Below are 15,365 nucleotides of genomic sequence, written 5' to 3' on the forward strand. Positions count from 1 at the left end.
GCCTGCCGTCGGCCCCGGTCTCCCCGCAGGTCAGCCCTGCCGCTCCGGCGGACCGGTGACGGATCGCCGCACCCGCACCACGCGCTCGGGTCGACCGGCCGGGATCCCGCCCGTGAACAGGAAGCTCGCGGCGGTGATCCCGCTGCAGGCGAGCACCGCGGCCTTCAGGCCGGTGATCTGCGCGCTCTGGTAGCTCTCGACCAGGGCGGCGGCCTCCTGCGGGGGAATCTCCGGTTGGCTGGCCAGTGCCGTCGCCACGTCGTCGGCCGGCACGAACGAGAGACCCGCCTCGATCCGGACGGCCGACTGCCCGGCGACCGCGTCGGAGATGCGCGGGTCCTCGTTGATCCGGGTGGTCACGGCGCCGGCCAGCGAGCCGATGAGGATGGCGCCGATCAGCGCCGTCCCGAGCGAGGAGCCGAGGTTCTGCGCGGTGTACTGGAGACCGCCGGCCTCGCTGCGGTCCCCCTCCTGGACGCTGGACTGCACCGTGTTGCCCAGCTGGGAGGCGAGCATCCCCATGCCGAGGCCGAGGAGGGCCATCGACCCGGCGAACGAGGCGCCGTGCAGGTCCGGCTCGATGGCCGCGATGAGCCACAGCGTCGCGGCGAGCAGGACCAGCAGCCCGCCGCGCACGATGGTGCGGGGCGAGGCGATCCGCAGCAACCGGGTGCCGCACATCGACGCGACGAGCATCGTGACGGAGACCGGGAGCAGCCGAAGACCGGTCTCGAAGGCGTTGAGGCCCTGGACGACCTGGAGGTAGAGCGGGATCACGAAGAACAGCCCGAGCAGGACGGTGTTCTGGTTGAACAGCGTCGCCAGCCCCGAGCGCAGGACCCGGTTGCCGAAGTGGTGCAGGGAGACCAGCGGCTCCCGCCCCCGCGCCTCGGTCCGGCGCTCGTGCAGGAAGAACAGGTACAGCAGCGCACCGCCGAGCGCGACGACGAACAGGGTGGGCGCGAACCCGAGCACGGTGAACGGAGGGTTCCTCGGCTGGACCCAGCCCCAGGTGCCGCTCTGCAGCACGGCGAGCACCACCAGGGCCAGCCCCGCGGCCGACAGCGCGGCGCCGACCGTGTCGAGGTGGATGCGGTGGGCCGGCGGCGGCTGGCGCGGGATCCAGCGGACGAACACCAGGATGAGCACGACGAGGACGACCTCACCCGCGAAGACCAGCCGCCAGGTGAGGTAGGTGGTGACCCAGCCGCCCAGCAGCGGGCCGACGGCGATGCCCGCGCCGGCCAGTCCTCCGATGACGCCGTAGGCCACGGCCCGGTCGCGGCCGCTGTAGGACCCGGCGACCAGGGCCGCCAGGGCGGGCAGCACGAGGGCGGCCCCCAGCCCCTCGATGATCGACCACCCGAGGGCCAGCACCCCCACCGTGGGGGCGACCGCGGTCAGCCCGGACCCGACCGCGTAGACGGCCAGGCCGACGATGAACACGCGGCGGCGGCCGAACATGTCCCCGATCTTGCCGCCGGTGAGCATGAAGGCCGCCATCACCAGGGTGTAGAGGGTGATGACGGCCTGGATGGCGGTGACCTCGGTGTCGAAGTCCTCGACCAGCTGGCTGATCGACACGTTCATGACCGAGGCGTCCAGCACCATCAGGAACTGGGCCGTCCCGAGCACGACCAGGGCCTTCCAGCGGTTCACTGCTCCTCCAGGCGTCGGGGACGGCCGGACGGCCTCCGTCGCCCCCGGCACAGGCTCCGCGGACCGGCGCGCACGGCACCCTCCCCGGGCACGCGCCGAGGACGGGCCGGGGCTGCGTGCCGGGGGCTGGGTGCCGGGGACGGACCGCGGACGTGCCGGGGGCGTTCAGGCGTCGGTGCGGGGTCAGCCGTTGAGAATGCGGGCCTTCTGCGCCGCGAACTCCTCCTCCGTCAGGACGCCCTGCTCCTTGAGCGCGGCGAGGTCCTTCAGCTGGTCGAGCTTGTCGTCCATGGAGGCGGGCGCGGGCGCGGCGGGCGGCGGCGCGGCGGCCGGCTGGGCGTACTGGGGCTGCTGGGCCTCCTCCTGCTGGGCCCAGCGGCCGGCCTGACGGCGCGAGACGCGGTTGGACACGGCTGTCGCCGTCCCCGCGACGACCGCGGTCCGTGCGACTCCTCGAAGTAGTCCGGGCATGGCTTCCTGCCTCAGGTGTGAAGGGCGGACGGGGAACCGGGGCGGGCGGGTCAGGTCGTGGCGTCGAGCGCGTCCAGCGCCTCGATGACGTCCTGGACGGGCACCCGCCCGCTCGCGATCATGCGGGCGCCGGCGTGGCGCAGGGCCGCGGCAAGCGGAGCGGCCCACAGGTTCTCGTAGAGGAGCACCGCGGCCGAGTCGCCGGGTGCGATGAGGGCGCCGGCCTCGGCGAGCTCGTCCTGGCCGACGAGTCCGGAGGAGACGCCCTCGAAGAAGGTGAGGTCGAGTTCGCCGTCGCCGGTCACGTCGGCGAGCTCCAGGCCGAAGACCGAGCCGTCCTCCTCCTTCTTGATGAAGGTCAGGTCGAGGATGCGGATGATGCCCCGGTCGACCAGGTCGACGAGTGCGGGCATGCCCTCCCCGGTCATGCGGCTGCCGGGGAACTCGACGACCACGTAGTCGATCGGGCCCGGTTCGTCGAGCTGCCGGGGGTTGTTGGGTTCGTTGCTCACGTCCGCTCCTGGTGGGTGAGGTCCGGTCGGCGGGGTGGGGGACCAAGGTGACCCCGGGGGCGGGCACCGGCGCCCGGCCTGCGGTCGGGCTGCCCGGCCCGGAACCGTCCGGCCTGACGCCGCCCGGCCCTGAGCCGCCCCGCTGTGAAACTGTTCCCGTTGTGAAGCTACCGCGGCCTCCGTCGGGGCGGGATCACCTGTTTGGGGTGACCGGCGGGGCGGCGGCGGGGCGGCGCACCCGCGGCCCGTCGGCCACGGACCAGGGGCCGTTCGGGCCCCCGTACGGGCCGTCCAGCCGTTGCAGGCGGCCGGAGCGCGATCGAAGATCGAAGGAAGAACCTTCCCGGACACCCCGTCCGGCCGTACGACTGGTGGTCGCCATGACCTCAGACCCGAGGGAGCGGAGCACCGTCGAGCCCGGGCCGGCACCGCCCCTGGCGGACACCGTCCTCGCCACCCGCCTGCGGGTTCCCCCCGTCCCGGCGTCGTTCGTCCGCCGCCCGAGGCTGGCCGAGCGGCTCACCCGTGGCCTGCGCTCGCACCCGCTGCTCCTGGTCAACGGCCCCGCCGGCGCCGGGAAGACCCTGCTGGTCTCCGACTGGGTGCGGACCGCGCCGCTGCCCGGCCCCGTCGCCTGGCTCACCCTCGAAGAGCAGGACGACGGGCCCGGTGCCTTCGGCGCCCTGCTCGTCGAGGCGCTCCGCCGCTCGGGTGTCCTCGGTCCCGCCGGGACGGGCCTCCCGCCCGGGGCCGGGCCGGCCCACCCCGGCCTGCCCGCCCTCCTGGCCGGCGGCCTCGCCGCACGCCGGCAGCCCCTCGTGCTCGTCCTCGACGAGTACGAGCGGGTCCCCTCCCCGGACGTCGCCGCCGACCTCCACGCCCTGCTGCGCCACTGCGGTGACGGCCTGCGCCTCGTCCTGGTCAGCCGCAACGAACCGCTGCTGCCCCTGCACCGCTACCGCGCGGCGGACCAGATCACCGAGGTCCGCGCCGCCGACCTGGCCTTCACCCCCGACGAGGCCTCCGTCCTGCTGCGCCGCCACGGCCTCGGCCTGTCCGAGGAGGGCGTCCGGGCGCTGACCGCGCGCACCGAGGGCTGGGCGGCCGGCCTGCGCCTGTGCGCGCTGGCCGCCGAACACGCCCCGGACCAGGAGGGGTACCTCAAGGAGTTCGAGGCCGGGCACAGCGTGATCGCGGACTTCCTGCTCGCCGAGGTCCTGGACGCCCAGCCGGCCGCGACCCGGGACCTCCTGTTGCGCACCAGCCTGCTCGACCGCACCCACCCCGCGCTGGCGAACGCCCTCACCGGCAGGGACGACGCGGAGCGCACGCTGGACGAACTCGCCCGCGCCAACACCTTCATCACCCCGCTCGGCCACTCCTGGTACCGCCACCACCCGCTGTTCGCGGAGATCCTCCAGGTCCACCTGCGCGCCCGCCACCCCGGCCTGGCGCAGGAGCTCCACGCGACGGCCGCCCGCTGGCTGCACGGGGCCGGACTGCTCGACGAAGCGCTGCGGCATGCCGCCGCCGCGGACGAGTGGGAGCTCGCGGCGGGCTGGCTGGTGGAGGACCTCGCCATCGGGCGGTTCTTCGGCGAGCGGGCGGCCGCGGCACCGGCCGGGGTGTTCGCCGCCATGCCGCCGGGCACCGGTGGCCCGGCGGCCGAGCTGGTCCGCGCCGCCCGGGCCATCGCCGCACGCGACACCGGCAAGGGCCGCGCCCACCTGGACCGCGCCCTTCAGCGGGCGGCCGCCACCGGTGGCGACGACGTCGCGACACGGCTGAGCGCGGCCTTCCTGCGGCTGATGGCGGCCCGCTCGGCCGGCACCGGCCCGGCCGTCGAGGAGGCCGCGCACACGGTCGAGCGGCTCGGCCGCCGGCTCCCCGAGCGGTGGCGCGACCACCCGGAACTCTCCGCGCTGTCGTCGGCCGCGCTCGCCACCGCCCGGCTCTGGGAGGGGCACGTCGACGAGGCCCGCGAGGGGCTGCTGGCGGACCTCGGCGGCAGCGCGGCGAGCGGCGGCACGGCAGGTGACAGGGCGGGAGCCAGGGCGACGGGGGACGGCGCGGCGGGTGACGGCGCAGCAGGCCCCGCGGCCGGGGGCGGCGCATCGGCCGGCGACCGGCCGCCGGCGCTGCCCGAGTCGCACGGCCTGCTCGCCCTGGCGGAACTGCTGAAGGGGACGCCTGGCCGGGCCGAGTCCCACGCCCTGCACGCGGTCCGCGAGGCGCAGGCGCAGGACCCGCTGGGGAGCGGCGGGTGCGGCCTCGCCCACCTCGTCCTCGCCGAGGTCGCCGCGGAGCGCGACGACCTGCCGGCGGCCCGGGTCAGCCTGCGGCTCGCCGAGGCGGACGGCGACGGCGACCCCCTGCAGCGGGCGGAGCTCGACGTCACCCGTGCCAGGCTGGCGCTCTACGGCGGCGACCCGCGCGGGGCGCTCGCCTTGCTCGGCGGGCCGGCCCCGGCCGGGCGGCCGCAGGAGCCCGCGGACGGGCCGCCCGGGGTGGCGTTCCCCCCGGCCGGAACGCCCTGGGAGGCCTCGCCCTGGGCCCGGGACCGCGCCACGACCGTCGCCGCGGCAGCGCTGCTGGACACCGGCGACGCCCGGGCGGCCCTGGAGGCCCTGGACGCCGGCCACGCCGGGAGCGCCGAGGCCGCCCTCGTCGCGGCGCGGGCGCACCTGGCCCGCGGCGACCGGCGGGCTGCGGAGGAGGCCCTGCCCAGGGACGTCGGCCGCACACCGGCCGTCGCCGCCCGCGCCCTGCTGGTCCGGGCCGAGTCGAAGCTGGCGGCCGGGAACGACGACGCGGCGCTGCGCCTCGTCGCGCACGCCCTCGCCGTGGCGCGGCCCGACCGGCTGCGGCGGGCGTTCCTGGAGGCCGGACCGTGGCTGCCCCGCTTCCTGCGGGGCCGGCCGTTCCTGACCGCGGCCCACGCGTGGCTGCCCGACACGATGCGGGACGGCGTGGGGCGGTCCCCCGCGACGGCCGCGCCGGTCGAGCCGTTGACCGCGCGCGAGCAGGAGGTGCTCGAACGGGTGGCGCAGCTGATGTCGACCGCCGAGGTGGCCGCCGAGCTCAACGTGTCGGTCAACACGGTCAAGACCCATCTCAAGAACATCAACCGCAAGCTGTGCACCACCCGCCGGGCGGACGCCGTCCGCCGGGCCCGCCGGCTGCACCTGCTGTAGGGCCCGTCCCGCACGACCCGTCGGGTGCGCGCACCGGACCGGGTTCACCTCGGCGGGGTGATGCCCGGCCGTGCCGGGCGCGGGCAGCATGGGAGTCGGAAGCCGCTCACCGAGCCGCCCGCCACGGACCGACGCCGTGGTCCGATCCGGGGGAGCATTCATGCGCTACGAGATTCGAGTCGCCGGCTGGATGTCGGACGTCCTGCGGCGCGAGGGCTTCCCCGACCTGGAGAGCTGCCTCCTCGCGGGCGAGACCGTCCTGGTCGGGCGCGTCGTCGACGAGGCCCACCTGTACGGGCTGCTGGCCCGCTTCCAGGCCCTGGGACTGCGGGTCACCGAGTTCCGGCAGGTGGTCGAGTGAGCCCGTGCCCGCTCCCCGCAGGGCGGCCCGTGCCCGCTCCCCGCAGGGCGGTGGACCGGGCGCCCCGTGAGGGTGCCCGGTCCACCGTCGGCCGTACTGCCACCGTCGGCCGTGTCGCCACCGGCCGCCGGGAGGGTCATCCGCCGGCGTCGCCGCCCGCCGTGCCGGACGGCCCGGTGACGGTCCTCTCCATTTCCGTCCTGGGTTCCGTCCCGGGCTCCGTCCTGCCGCCGTGGACGATCAGCGCGTAGATCGCGATGACGTCAAGGGCGATGATCATCACCGACCAAACCGGGTAGGACGGGATGAACGCCATCTGCGCGAACCCGTTCAGGACCAGCACGCCGACACCGAACCAGCGGGCCACCTGCACCCGGGCCAGGATGCCCACGACGGTGAAGCCCTGGGCGATCGCGAGGGCGAGGATCGCCCAGCCCCAGGCCCGCAGGTCCCCGAAGACGTAGTGGGCGTTGCCGACGAAGACGTGCGAGCGGTTGATCGCCGCGATGCCGTCCAGGCCGTTGAACAGGGCGAGGACGCCCATGAGGACGGCGGCGAAGGTCAGCATCGCATCGGCGTGTGCCGCCGGTGACGACGCGGGCCGGCCGACCGGCTGCGCGTGGTGTTGTGCCGTTGCCATCGAAGGCCTCCGATCCGGGTCACGCCAGGGCGCGCGACTTCGCGCGCTGGTACTCCTCCTCCGTCAGGTCGCCGCTCTTGCGCAGCTCCGCCAGCTTGGCCAGTTGGTCGGCCGTGCCCGCCGAGGCGGGCTGCGAGGCGGCCGCGTCGCGCACGTACTCGCGGAACTCCTGCTCGTTCCTGCGGCTCTGGGCCGCCATCCGCATGCCCATGCCCCTGCCACGGGCGATCAGGTAGACGAACACCCCGAGGAACGGCAGGAGGATGACGAACACGCACCAACCGGCCTTGCCCCAGCCGTTCACGTCGTCGTCGCGGAACAGGTCTGCGAAGACCTGGAACAGCAACATGATCCACAACACCCAGATGAAGAACCACATGGTGGTGAGGAAGATGTTCAACAGCGGATAGTCGTCCATCGTCTGTCTCCCGCCTCTCCCGGCATCGGAGGTGGGCCCGGTCCCCCGGTGAACGGGCCCGGTGCTCCGCTTCCCACGATCACGGCCGGCCGGCCTCCGCGCACCACCCCCAACGGGTGATCCGCGCGGGCTTGCGGACCCGCCTCCGACGTGCCGGGACGGGTGTTCGGGGCGAGCATGGGACGACACCCCTCGAAAGGTGGAATGCGATGTTCCAGCTGCTGTGGATACTGCTCATCGGATTCGTACTGGGCGTGATCGCCAAGCTCCTCCTGCGCGGCCCGCAGGCGATCCCGTGGTGGCTGACGATGCTGCTCGGCGCGGCCGGCGCCTGGCTGGGCAACGCGGTCGCCGGCTGGCTCGGCGTCGCCAACACGAGGGGCGTCGACTGGACCCGCCACGCGCTCCAGCTCGGCTTCGCCGTCGCCCTGGTCGCCCTCGTCGCCCCCGCCTGGGGCAGGTCCCGCCCCGGCAGGTGACCGCCCGGGCCGGCCCGGGCGGTCACCTGCCGGCCTCAGCCGACGTGGACGCGCGGGCGGCGGTTGCGGTCCGGCTCGGCCTCGCGCAGCACCTCGCGGGTGACCGGGGCGACCTCGCCGTGGCCGAACAGGAAGAACCGCAGGAACTGGGCGAAGGGGTTGCCCTCCGTCCACTCGAAGTAGATGTGCGGCTGCTGCCCGGTCCGGTCCCGGACCGTCAGCAGCAGTGCCGCCAGTGCGTTCGGCACGCTGGAGCTCTCCAGCGAGAGCACCCGGTACCGGTCGTGCAGCACCTCGCCGTGCACCCGCAGGACGGCCTCGAACTCCGACGGGTCCCGGACGGTGACCTCGACGAAGACCAGGTCGTCCTCGGCCGGGATGTCGTTGTCCGTGCGGATCTGCCGCTTCTTCTCCTGGTACTCCACGAGGTCCCGGCTGTTGGGCTCGTTGGCGATCAGCCGCAGCGGGCGGTGCGTGTAGTCGCGGACGAAGCGCTCCGCGGCCTCGTCCAGGACCACGTCGGTCACGCGCAGCTCGAACGCCCGCTTGAGCCGGGAGAGCAGCGAGAGCAGCATGATGCCGGCGATGAAGCAGGCTCCGATCTTGACGCCGTCCGGCCGCTCGGCGATGTTCACCGCCGTCGTGTAGAGGAAGACCCCGGCGATCACCGCGAACCCGATGGTCCAGTTGCGCTCCCCCGCCTTGTGGGCCGCGATGGTGACGGCGATCGCGGCCGAGCTGATCAGCACCAGGACGCCGGTGGCGTACGCGCCGCCCTGGGCGTCCACGCTGGCGTCGAAGATCCACGTCACCAGGAACGCGATGGCGGTCAGCACCAGGACGGTCGGGCGCACCGCGCGGGCCCAGGTCGGGGCCATGCCGTAGCGGGGCAGGTAGCGGGGCATCAGGTTGAGCAGCCCGGCCATCGCCGAGGCGCCGGCGAACCAGAGGATGAGGATGGTGGAGAGGTCGTAGATGCTGCCGAAGGTGTTGCCGAGGTACTCGTGGGCCAGGTAGGCGAGGGCGCGTCCGTTGGCCTGGCCGCCGGGCTCGAAGGCCGCCTTGGGGATCAGCAGGGTGGTGATGAAGCTGGTGGTGATCAGGAAGACGCTCATGATCAGCGCGGCCGTGGTGAGCAGCTTGCGGGCGCCGCGGATGCGGCCGGTGGGCTTCTCCTCGGTGTCGTCCGGGTCGCCCTCGATGTGCGGCATCACGGCGACGCCGGTCTCGAAGCCGGACAGGCCCAGCGCCAGTTTGGGGAAGACCACCAGGGCGACGCCGATCATGGCGAGCGCGTTGCCGTGTTCGGCGGTCAGCGCGTCCACCCAGTCGCCGACCAGGTGCGGGGCGCGCAGGACCTCGTAGAGGCCGGTGGCGACCACGACGACGTTCAGCGACAGGTAGACGGCGACCAGGACGACGGCCAGGCCGATCGCCTCGCTGAACCCCTTGAGGAAGACGCCGCCGAGGAGCGCGACCAGGACGAGCGTGATCAGCACCTGCTTGCCGGAGAGGGCACTGCTCAGATGCGGGTTCTCCACCAGGTGCGCGGTGGCGTCGGCGGCCGACAGGGTGATGGTGATCATGAAGTCGGTGGCCGCGAAGCCGAGCAGCGTCAGGACGAAGAGCTTGCCCTTCCAGAACGAGAGCAGCCGCTCCAGCATCGCGATCGAGCCCTCGCCGTGCGGGCTCTCCTTCGCCACCCGCCGGTACACCGGCAGCGCGCCGAACAGCGTGACGAGCACCAGGACGATGGTCGCCACCGGCGACAGCAGTCCGGCCGCGAGGGCGGCGATGCCCGGCTGGTAGCCGAGCGTGGAGAAGTAGTCCAGGCCGGTCAGGCACATCACCCGCCACCAGCGGGCGCCCTTGTGCTCGACGGGCGCCTGGGCGTGCGGGCCCGGGTGCTGCTTGGCCATGTCCGTCAGGCCTTCGAGCAGCCAGGCCCGCAGTCGCTGCCGTACCGACGGCACGGCGCCCGGACCGACCGAGGCTGACGAGCTCACGTAGTCCCCTGTCCACGACTGTCCACGACGCCGGCCGCCCACGCGCACGCGGCTCCCGACCTCCGGCCGCCGGACGGACGGCCCGGTCAGGCTATGTGACCTGCTCCCCCGCGGCCGGGAAGGCTGCGGGCGCGCCCCGGCGCGTCGCCCGCTCGGCGCCCGCCCCGCGCCTGCTCCCCGCCTGTTCCGCGCCTGTTCCGCGTCCTGGGGAGCCGCCCCGCACCGCGGTGGAGGGGGCGGGTCCCGGGCGCGGCTAGACTCGCTCGACCGAAGTGAACAACTGTCCGGCCGGACGAAGGCGCCGACGGCGCGGCACGGCCGGGGATCGCGCGAGGGAATAGAACATGGTCGAGGCCTCCCCCAAGGTCGTTGTCGTCGTGCCCACGTACAACGAGCGGGAGAACCTCCCGGTCCTCGCCGGGCTGCTCGCGGACCTCAAGCTGCCCGGCCTGCACCTGCTGGTGGTCGACGACAACTCTCCCGACGGCACCGGGGAGGTCGCGGACAAGCTCGCCGCGGACTCCCCCGGCACGATCGGCGTGCTGCACCGCACCGAGAAGGACGGCCTCGGACGCGCGTACATAGCGGGCATGACCCGGGCCCTGGAGGAGGGCGCGGACGTGGTGATCCAGATGGACGCCGACCTCTCGCACCCGGCCTCGGTGCTCCCGGTGATGGTGGAGACCCTGATGGCCGACGACACCGCCGTGGTGATCGGCTCCCGCTACGTACCGGGCGGCTCGACCGCCGAGGAGTGGCCGTGGCACCGCAAGGCGCTGTCGGCCTGGGCGAACTTCTACGTCAACACGATCCTCAGCCTCGGGGTCCGGGACGCCACCGCCGGGTTCAAGGCCTGGCGGGCGGAGACCCTGCGGGCCATCGACCTGCCCTCGGTGAACAGCAACGGGTACTCGTTCCAGGTCGAACTGAACTACCGGGTCGTCAAGCGCGGGCTGACCATCCGTGAGGTGCCGATCCGCTTCGAGGAGCGGGTCAAGGGCGCGTCGAAGATGAGCCTCGGGGTCCAGGTGGAGTCCGCGATGGCACCGTGGAAGCTGCTCCGCGACCAGCGCAAGCAGCCGTAGCCCCCGCCCCGGCGGCCACCGGGCCCGGCTCTTTCGGGTAGCGGTCCGGCGCTCCGGCGGTGGAGACGGCCGTCACGGGGAAGGAAGGGCGGCATGGCCCTTCTTCCGGAGACCTTCGCGACCGCACTGCGCCGCGGCGCCCGAGAACCCTTCGTCGTCCAGACGATCCGGGCGACGGTGGCCGCCACCCTGTCGTACGCGGTGGCCACCCGGCTGAGCAGCGAACCGGCCCCGCTCACCGCTCCGCTGACGGCGCTGCTGGTGGTCCAGGTCACCGTCTACTCGACGCTGACCACCAGCATCCGCCGGGTCAACTCGGTGGTGGTCGGGGTGCTGATCGCGATCGGGTTCAGCTCGGTCGTCGGGCTCTCCTGGTGGAGCCTCGGGCTGATCATCCTGGCCTCGCTGACGATCGGGCGGTTCGTCCGGGTGGACGAGTTCGTCCAGGAGGTCGCGATCAGCGCGATGCTCATCCTGGGCGTCTCCCAGGTGACCTCGCAGGCCTGGGACCGGGTCCTGGAGACCCTGATCGGCGCCGTCGTCGGGCTGCTGTTCAACCTGGTGTTCGCACCGCCGGTCTGGGTGGACACCGCCGGCGAGTCGATCGAGGACCTCGCCCGGCGCGCCCGCCACCTGCTGAACGGCATCGCCGAGGAGCTCGGCCGGCCGACCCCGGTGGAACGCGCGGCCGAGCGGCTGCACGAGGCCCGCCGGCTCGACCAGGCCATCGCGGACGTCGACGGGGCGCTGCGCCAGGCCGAGGACAGCCTGCGGCTCAACCCGAGGATCAGCGAGGGCCTGCTCTCCCGGCTGGTGCTGCGTACCGGGCTGGACACGCTGGAGATCTGCGTGGTGGTGATCCGGGTGCTGGCCCGCTCGCTCACCGACCTGGCCAAGCGGCGCGCGCCCGGCGAACAGCTGTTCCCCGCCGAGGTGGCGGTGGCGCTGGAGGAGCTGCTGGCGCACGTCGGCGGGGCGCTGGTGAGCTTCGCGGTGCTGGTCACCACCCAGGTGAGCCGCAACGCCGAGGAGGCCGAGCAGCGGCTCACCGCCGAGCTGGCCGCCGCCTGGGCCAGCCGGGAGAACGTCGCCCAGCTGCTGCTGCGGCAGGTTCAGCAGCACCCCGAGGCCTGGCAGCTGCACGGCGCGCTGCTGGCCGAGGTGGACCGGATCCTGGACGAGCTGGACCTCGAACACCGCGGCCGGCGGCTGATGGAGGAGCTGGACCGGGCGTCGGTGGCGAACCGGGAGCGGTTCTCCCGGTTCGCCTGGCTGCGCCGGCTGGCACGCGGCGAGCGGCTGCGCGCCGGCCGGCTGCGGCCCGCCGGGCTGGCCCGGCTCTGGCGCGGACGCGAGCACCGGGCGGGGTAGCCCGGACGGGACACGCGCGGGCGGGGTGCAACGGGTGGGGTGCACCGGGCGGGACAGGCACGGGCGGGTGGCACGGGCGGGGTGGTGGCACGGGCGGTTGTGGCGCCGTCCGTCAGGGCATCGACCAGGGTTCCTGAGGGAGCGGCCGGCCGCTCTCCAGGTAGGTCTTCAGGTTGGACAGGACGGCCGACCAGCCGGCCTCGGCGTCGGCGCGCTCGGCATCGTCGGCGAGCCGGTCGTGGGTGACGGTGAGCCGGGTGAGGTCCAGGTGTCCCTGGAGCTCGAAGGTGACCCGGGACGGGCCGCCCGGGCGCTGCTCGTCCGGGCCGGCCCAGGTGGTGACCAGCCGGTGCGGACGTTCGGCGGCCTCGACCGTGCCGGCCACGTCCACGGTGCCGGAGTCGTCGGCCCGCCGGTGCTCCCAACGGGCACCGGGCAGCCAGGTGGAGACGTTGCGGTGGTCCCAGTAGACGGCGGACTCGTCGGCGTTGGTGAGCGCGTGCCAGACGTGCTGCGGGGTGGCACGGACGTAGAGGATGCAGCGGTAGGGCGCGGCTGTCACGGTCTCACCCCCGGGCGGCGTCGAGGAGCGGCTGGATCTCGATCTTCCGCATCTGCAGCATCGCCGCCATGACGCGGTCCGCCTTCTCCCGGTCCGGATCGGCGATCAGCTCGCTCAGCACCCGGGGGGTGATCTGCCACGAGAGGCCGTAGCGGTCCTTGAGCCAGCCGCAGGCACTCTCCTGGCCGCCGTCGGCGGTGAGCCTCTCCCAGAGCTCGTCCACCTCCTGCTGGTCGGCGCACTCGACCTGGAGCGAGACGGCCTCGGTGAACGGGAACAGCGGGCCGCCGTTGAGGGCGGTGTACTGCTGGCCGTGGAGTTCGAAGGTGACGGTCATGACGCTGCCCGCCGCGCCGGGGCCGGTCGCGCCGTAGCGGGTGATCTCGGTGATCCGGGAGTCGGGGAACACCGAGGTGTAGAAGCGGGCGGCCTCTTCGGCCTGGTGGTCGTACCAGAGGAACGTGGTGATTTTCTGCATGCGCCCGACGGTAGCCGCGGCCCCCGGCCGGGCGGCCTCGCCACGGCCGGGGGTCACCGGTTCGGCGCCGCCCCGCCCGTGTGCGGGCCCGCCCGGGCGGGGTCGGGTCAGTGGACCCGGCCGGCGTAGCGCCGGGTGAAGCGCAGGCCGGTGGCGGCCGTCACGACGACGTCGTAACGGCCCTGGCCGTCCAGCGGCCAGGCCAGGTCGACCTGCTTGCCGGGCTTGACCCAGACGGTCTGCGCGGTGCCCGCGTAGTCGTTGGGCACGGCGGTGAAGGAGAGGTCGGTCATGCCGTCGTTGACCAGCTGGAGGGTGAGCCGGGAGGAGTTGCTCAGGTCGGCCGTCACGATCGGCACGCCGACGTCGTTCTGGCCGTCCGGGCCGTCCGGGCCGTTCCGTCCGTCGCGGATCACGGTGCCGGCGAAGCGGCGGACGAAGCCGTCGGGGCCGTGGACGGTGAAGTCGTAGCGGCCGTTGGTGGCGGAGGCGTCCCAGACGTACGTGGCGGTGGCACCCGGGGCCACCGTGCGGGGCGTGCCGGCGAACGGGAACACGATGTTCGGGTAGACGGTGTAGGGGAAGGCGACCGTGCCGTCGTTGCTCATGGTGCAGGTGACCCTGCCGGTCCTGCGGTCCACGTCGGCGTCGGCCCAGGGCTGGTAGGGCAGGTGGCGGTGCGGCCGGTCGCCGCGCTCCTGGACGGGCATCGACTGGGTTCCGGCGGCGGGGAGTTGGACGCCGGGGAGCTTGGTCCCGGCATCGGCCCTGGCCATCAGGGCGTTGGTGTCCGGCAGTTGGGGTATCGAGAGGTCCGGGGCGGCGAAGTCGAAGCAGCTGGTGAGGTCCCCGCAGACGGCTCGCCGCCAGGCGGAGATGTTGGGCTCGGCGACACCGGTGACCTGCTCCATGAAGCGCAGCACCGAAGTGTGGTCGAATACCTGGGAGTTGACGTAGCCGCCGCGCGACCAGGGCGAGATGACCCAGAGCGGGACGCGGTTGCCGAGGCCGATCGCCCGGCCCTGGGTGAACTCCTCCGGCGTGCCGGGCTCGGGGGTGGGCGGGACCATGTGGTCGAAGTAGCCGTCGTTCTCGTCGTACATGACCAGGAAGACGGTGTGCTGCCAGACCACCGGGTTGGACATCAGCGACTGCAGCGCGGTGTTGACCCAGTGCGCCCCGTACGCCGGGCCGGCCTCCGGATGCTCGGAGAAGAGGTAGGGCGCGACCAGCCAGGAGATGGTCGGCAGGGTGCCGTCCTTGCAGTGGGCGTCGAACGCGGCCGGGTCGAACTTGGTCATCGCGTTGATGTAACGCGGGTCCGTGACGGGGAAGTCGTGGAACTGCTTGAAGTACGAGAGGGCGTTGTCGTCGTAGTCGCCGGTCCGGTCGTCCTTGCTGGGGTTGTGGTAGACGCGCCAGCTGACGCCCGCCGCCTGGAGGCGCTCGGCGTAGGTCGTCCAGTCGGCGACCGGGTTGTCCGTCACCGGGGTGTTGTCGATCCAGGGCCCGGTGGTGCCGTCCCGGCCCGGACCGGCGGTGCCCGTCCAGAGGTAGAGGCGGTTGGGGTCGGTCGGGCCCGCCAGGGAGGTGAAGTAGGCGTCGCAGATCGTGAACGCGTCCGCCAGCGCGTACTGGTAGGGGATGTCGGCGCGGGTGAAGTAGCCCATGGTGCGCTCGCCCTTGGCGGCGACCCACTTGTTCATCGCGCCGTTGTTGATCGCCTGGTGGCCGGTGGCCCAGTCGTGCGGCAGGCCGCCCGCGTTCTGCGCGTTGTACTTGGAGGTGTCCATCCGGTACGGCAGCATCACACCACCGTCGGCGCGGCGGGCGTCGGGCTGGCGGAACACGTCCGTCCCGTCCGGGAACTGGAGCGCCTGCTTGTCGCCGAAACCGCGGACGCCGCCCAGCGTGCCGAAGTAGTGGTCGAAGCTGCGGTTCTCCTGCATCAGCACGACGACGTGCCGGACGTCCTTGATGGTGCCGGTGAGACGACCGGCGGCGGGTGCGGGTGCGGCGTCGGCGGGCGTGGCCGGAAGGCCGACGACGGCGGCGGCGCCGGCGGCCGCGGTGGCACCGACGAAGGTGCGGCGGGAGAGTTCGGACATGGCGAACGGGCCTCTCGGGGG

General features: G+C 73.6%; 14 protein-coding genes. 5 read left to right on the forward strand and 9 right to left on the reverse strand.

What is annotated here, in order from left to right; all coding sequences use genetic code 11:
• Positions 1-30: 30 nt before the first annotated feature.
• From J5Y04_RS07005 to J5Y04_RS07015, 3 genes are all read right to left on the reverse strand, one after another.
• Entirely contained in the window at positions 31-1,659 is a 1,629-nt protein-coding gene (locus J5Y04_RS07005) for an MFS transporter (protein ID WP_209410945.1), read from the reverse strand.
• Between the two features lie 183 nt (positions 1,660-1,842).
• Positions 1,843-2,130 carry an SHOCT domain-containing protein gene (locus J5Y04_RS07010; RefSeq protein WP_209410946.1) on the reverse strand — a complete coding sequence of 96 codons (288 nt, stop codon included), beginning with the start codon at positions 2,128-2,130 and terminating at the stop codon, positions 1,843-1,845.
• A gap of 50 nt (positions 2,131-2,180) precedes the next feature.
• A complete protein-coding gene (locus J5Y04_RS07015) occupies positions 2,181-2,642 on the reverse strand; it encodes a DUF6325 family protein (protein ID WP_209410947.1) in 462 nt (153 codons plus the stop codon).
• 380 nt (positions 2,643-3,022) lie between these two features.
• On the opposite strand from J5Y04_RS07015, the gene J5Y04_RS07020 reads away from it, so the two are divergent.
• Both J5Y04_RS07020 and J5Y04_RS07025 read left to right on the forward strand, forming a co-directional pair.
• Complete coding sequence (locus J5Y04_RS07020) at positions 3,023-5,836, forward strand: LuxR C-terminal-related transcriptional regulator (RefSeq protein ID WP_209410948.1); 2,814 nt, start codon at positions 3,023-3,025, stop codon at positions 5,834-5,836.
• 160 nt (positions 5,837-5,996) lie between these two features.
• A complete protein-coding gene (locus tag J5Y04_RS07025; protein WP_148640799.1) occupies positions 5,997-6,197 on the forward strand; it encodes a hypothetical protein in 201 nt (66 codons plus the stop codon).
• A 136-nt stretch (positions 6,198-6,333) separates the two neighbouring features.
• On the opposite strand, the gene J5Y04_RS07030 is transcribed toward J5Y04_RS07025, so the two are convergent.
• Positions 6,334-6,837 carry a hypothetical protein gene (locus J5Y04_RS07030; RefSeq protein WP_209410949.1) on the reverse strand — a complete coding sequence of 168 codons (504 nt, stop codon included), beginning with the start codon at positions 6,835-6,837 and terminating at the stop codon, positions 6,334-6,336.
• Between the two features lie 19 nt (positions 6,838-6,856).
• Complete coding sequence (locus J5Y04_RS07035; protein WP_209410950.1) at positions 6,857-7,255, reverse strand: SHOCT domain-containing protein; 399 nt, start codon at positions 7,253-7,255, stop codon at positions 6,857-6,859.
• A gap of 209 nt (positions 7,256-7,464) precedes the next feature.
• On the opposite strand from J5Y04_RS07035, the gene J5Y04_RS07040 reads away from it, so the two are divergent.
• The gene (locus J5Y04_RS07040; RefSeq protein WP_209410951.1) at positions 7,465-7,734 is read left to right on the forward strand and encodes a GlsB/YeaQ/YmgE family stress response membrane protein; all 270 of its coding nucleotides are present in this window, start codon (positions 7,465-7,467) and stop codon (positions 7,732-7,734) included.
• A 35-nt stretch (positions 7,735-7,769) separates the two neighbouring features.
• On the opposite strand, the gene J5Y04_RS07045 is transcribed toward J5Y04_RS07040, so the two are convergent.
• A complete protein-coding gene (locus J5Y04_RS07045; protein ID WP_245204440.1) occupies positions 7,770-9,653 on the reverse strand; it encodes an amino acid transporter in 1,884 nt (627 codons plus the stop codon).
• A 431-nt stretch (positions 9,654-10,084) separates the two neighbouring features.
• Between J5Y04_RS07045 and J5Y04_RS07050 the strand changes: the two genes are divergently transcribed.
• Positions 10,085-10,825, forward strand: coding sequence for a polyprenol monophosphomannose synthase (locus tag J5Y04_RS07050; protein WP_209410953.1), 741 nt, complete (start codon positions 10,085-10,087; stop codon positions 10,823-10,825).
• Between the two features lie 93 nt (positions 10,826-10,918).
• Positions 10,919-12,196 carry an aromatic acid exporter family protein gene (locus J5Y04_RS07055; RefSeq protein ID WP_209410954.1) on the forward strand — a complete coding sequence of 426 codons (1,278 nt, stop codon included), beginning with the start codon at positions 10,919-10,921 and terminating at the stop codon, positions 12,194-12,196.
• Positions 12,197-12,308: 112 nt separating this feature from the next.
• Here J5Y04_RS07055 and J5Y04_RS07060 read toward each other — a convergent pair whose 3' ends face one another.
• The 3 genes from J5Y04_RS07060 to J5Y04_RS07070 all read right to left on the reverse strand — a co-directional run bounded on the left by J5Y04_RS07060 (position 12,309) and on the right by J5Y04_RS07070 (position 15,344).
• Complete coding sequence (locus J5Y04_RS07060) at positions 12,309-12,758, reverse strand: SRPBCC domain-containing protein (RefSeq protein WP_209410955.1); 450 nt, start codon at positions 12,756-12,758, stop codon at positions 12,309-12,311.
• A gap of 4 nt (positions 12,759-12,762) precedes the next feature.
• Positions 12,763-13,236, reverse strand: coding sequence for a VOC family protein (locus J5Y04_RS07065; protein WP_209410956.1), 474 nt, complete (start codon positions 13,234-13,236; stop codon positions 12,763-12,765).
• A 107-nt stretch (positions 13,237-13,343) separates the two neighbouring features.
• Positions 13,344-15,344, reverse strand: a complete 2,001-nt coding sequence (locus J5Y04_RS07070; RefSeq protein ID WP_209410957.1) for a phosphocholine-specific phospholipase C — start codon at positions 15,342-15,344, stop codon at positions 13,344-13,346.
• Positions 15,345-15,365 lie beyond the last annotated feature (21 nt).

This window comes from Kitasatospora sp. RG8 (genome assembly GCF_017813315.1).
Classification (GTDB): Bacteria; Actinomycetota; Actinomycetes; order Streptomycetales; family Streptomycetaceae; genus Kitasatospora.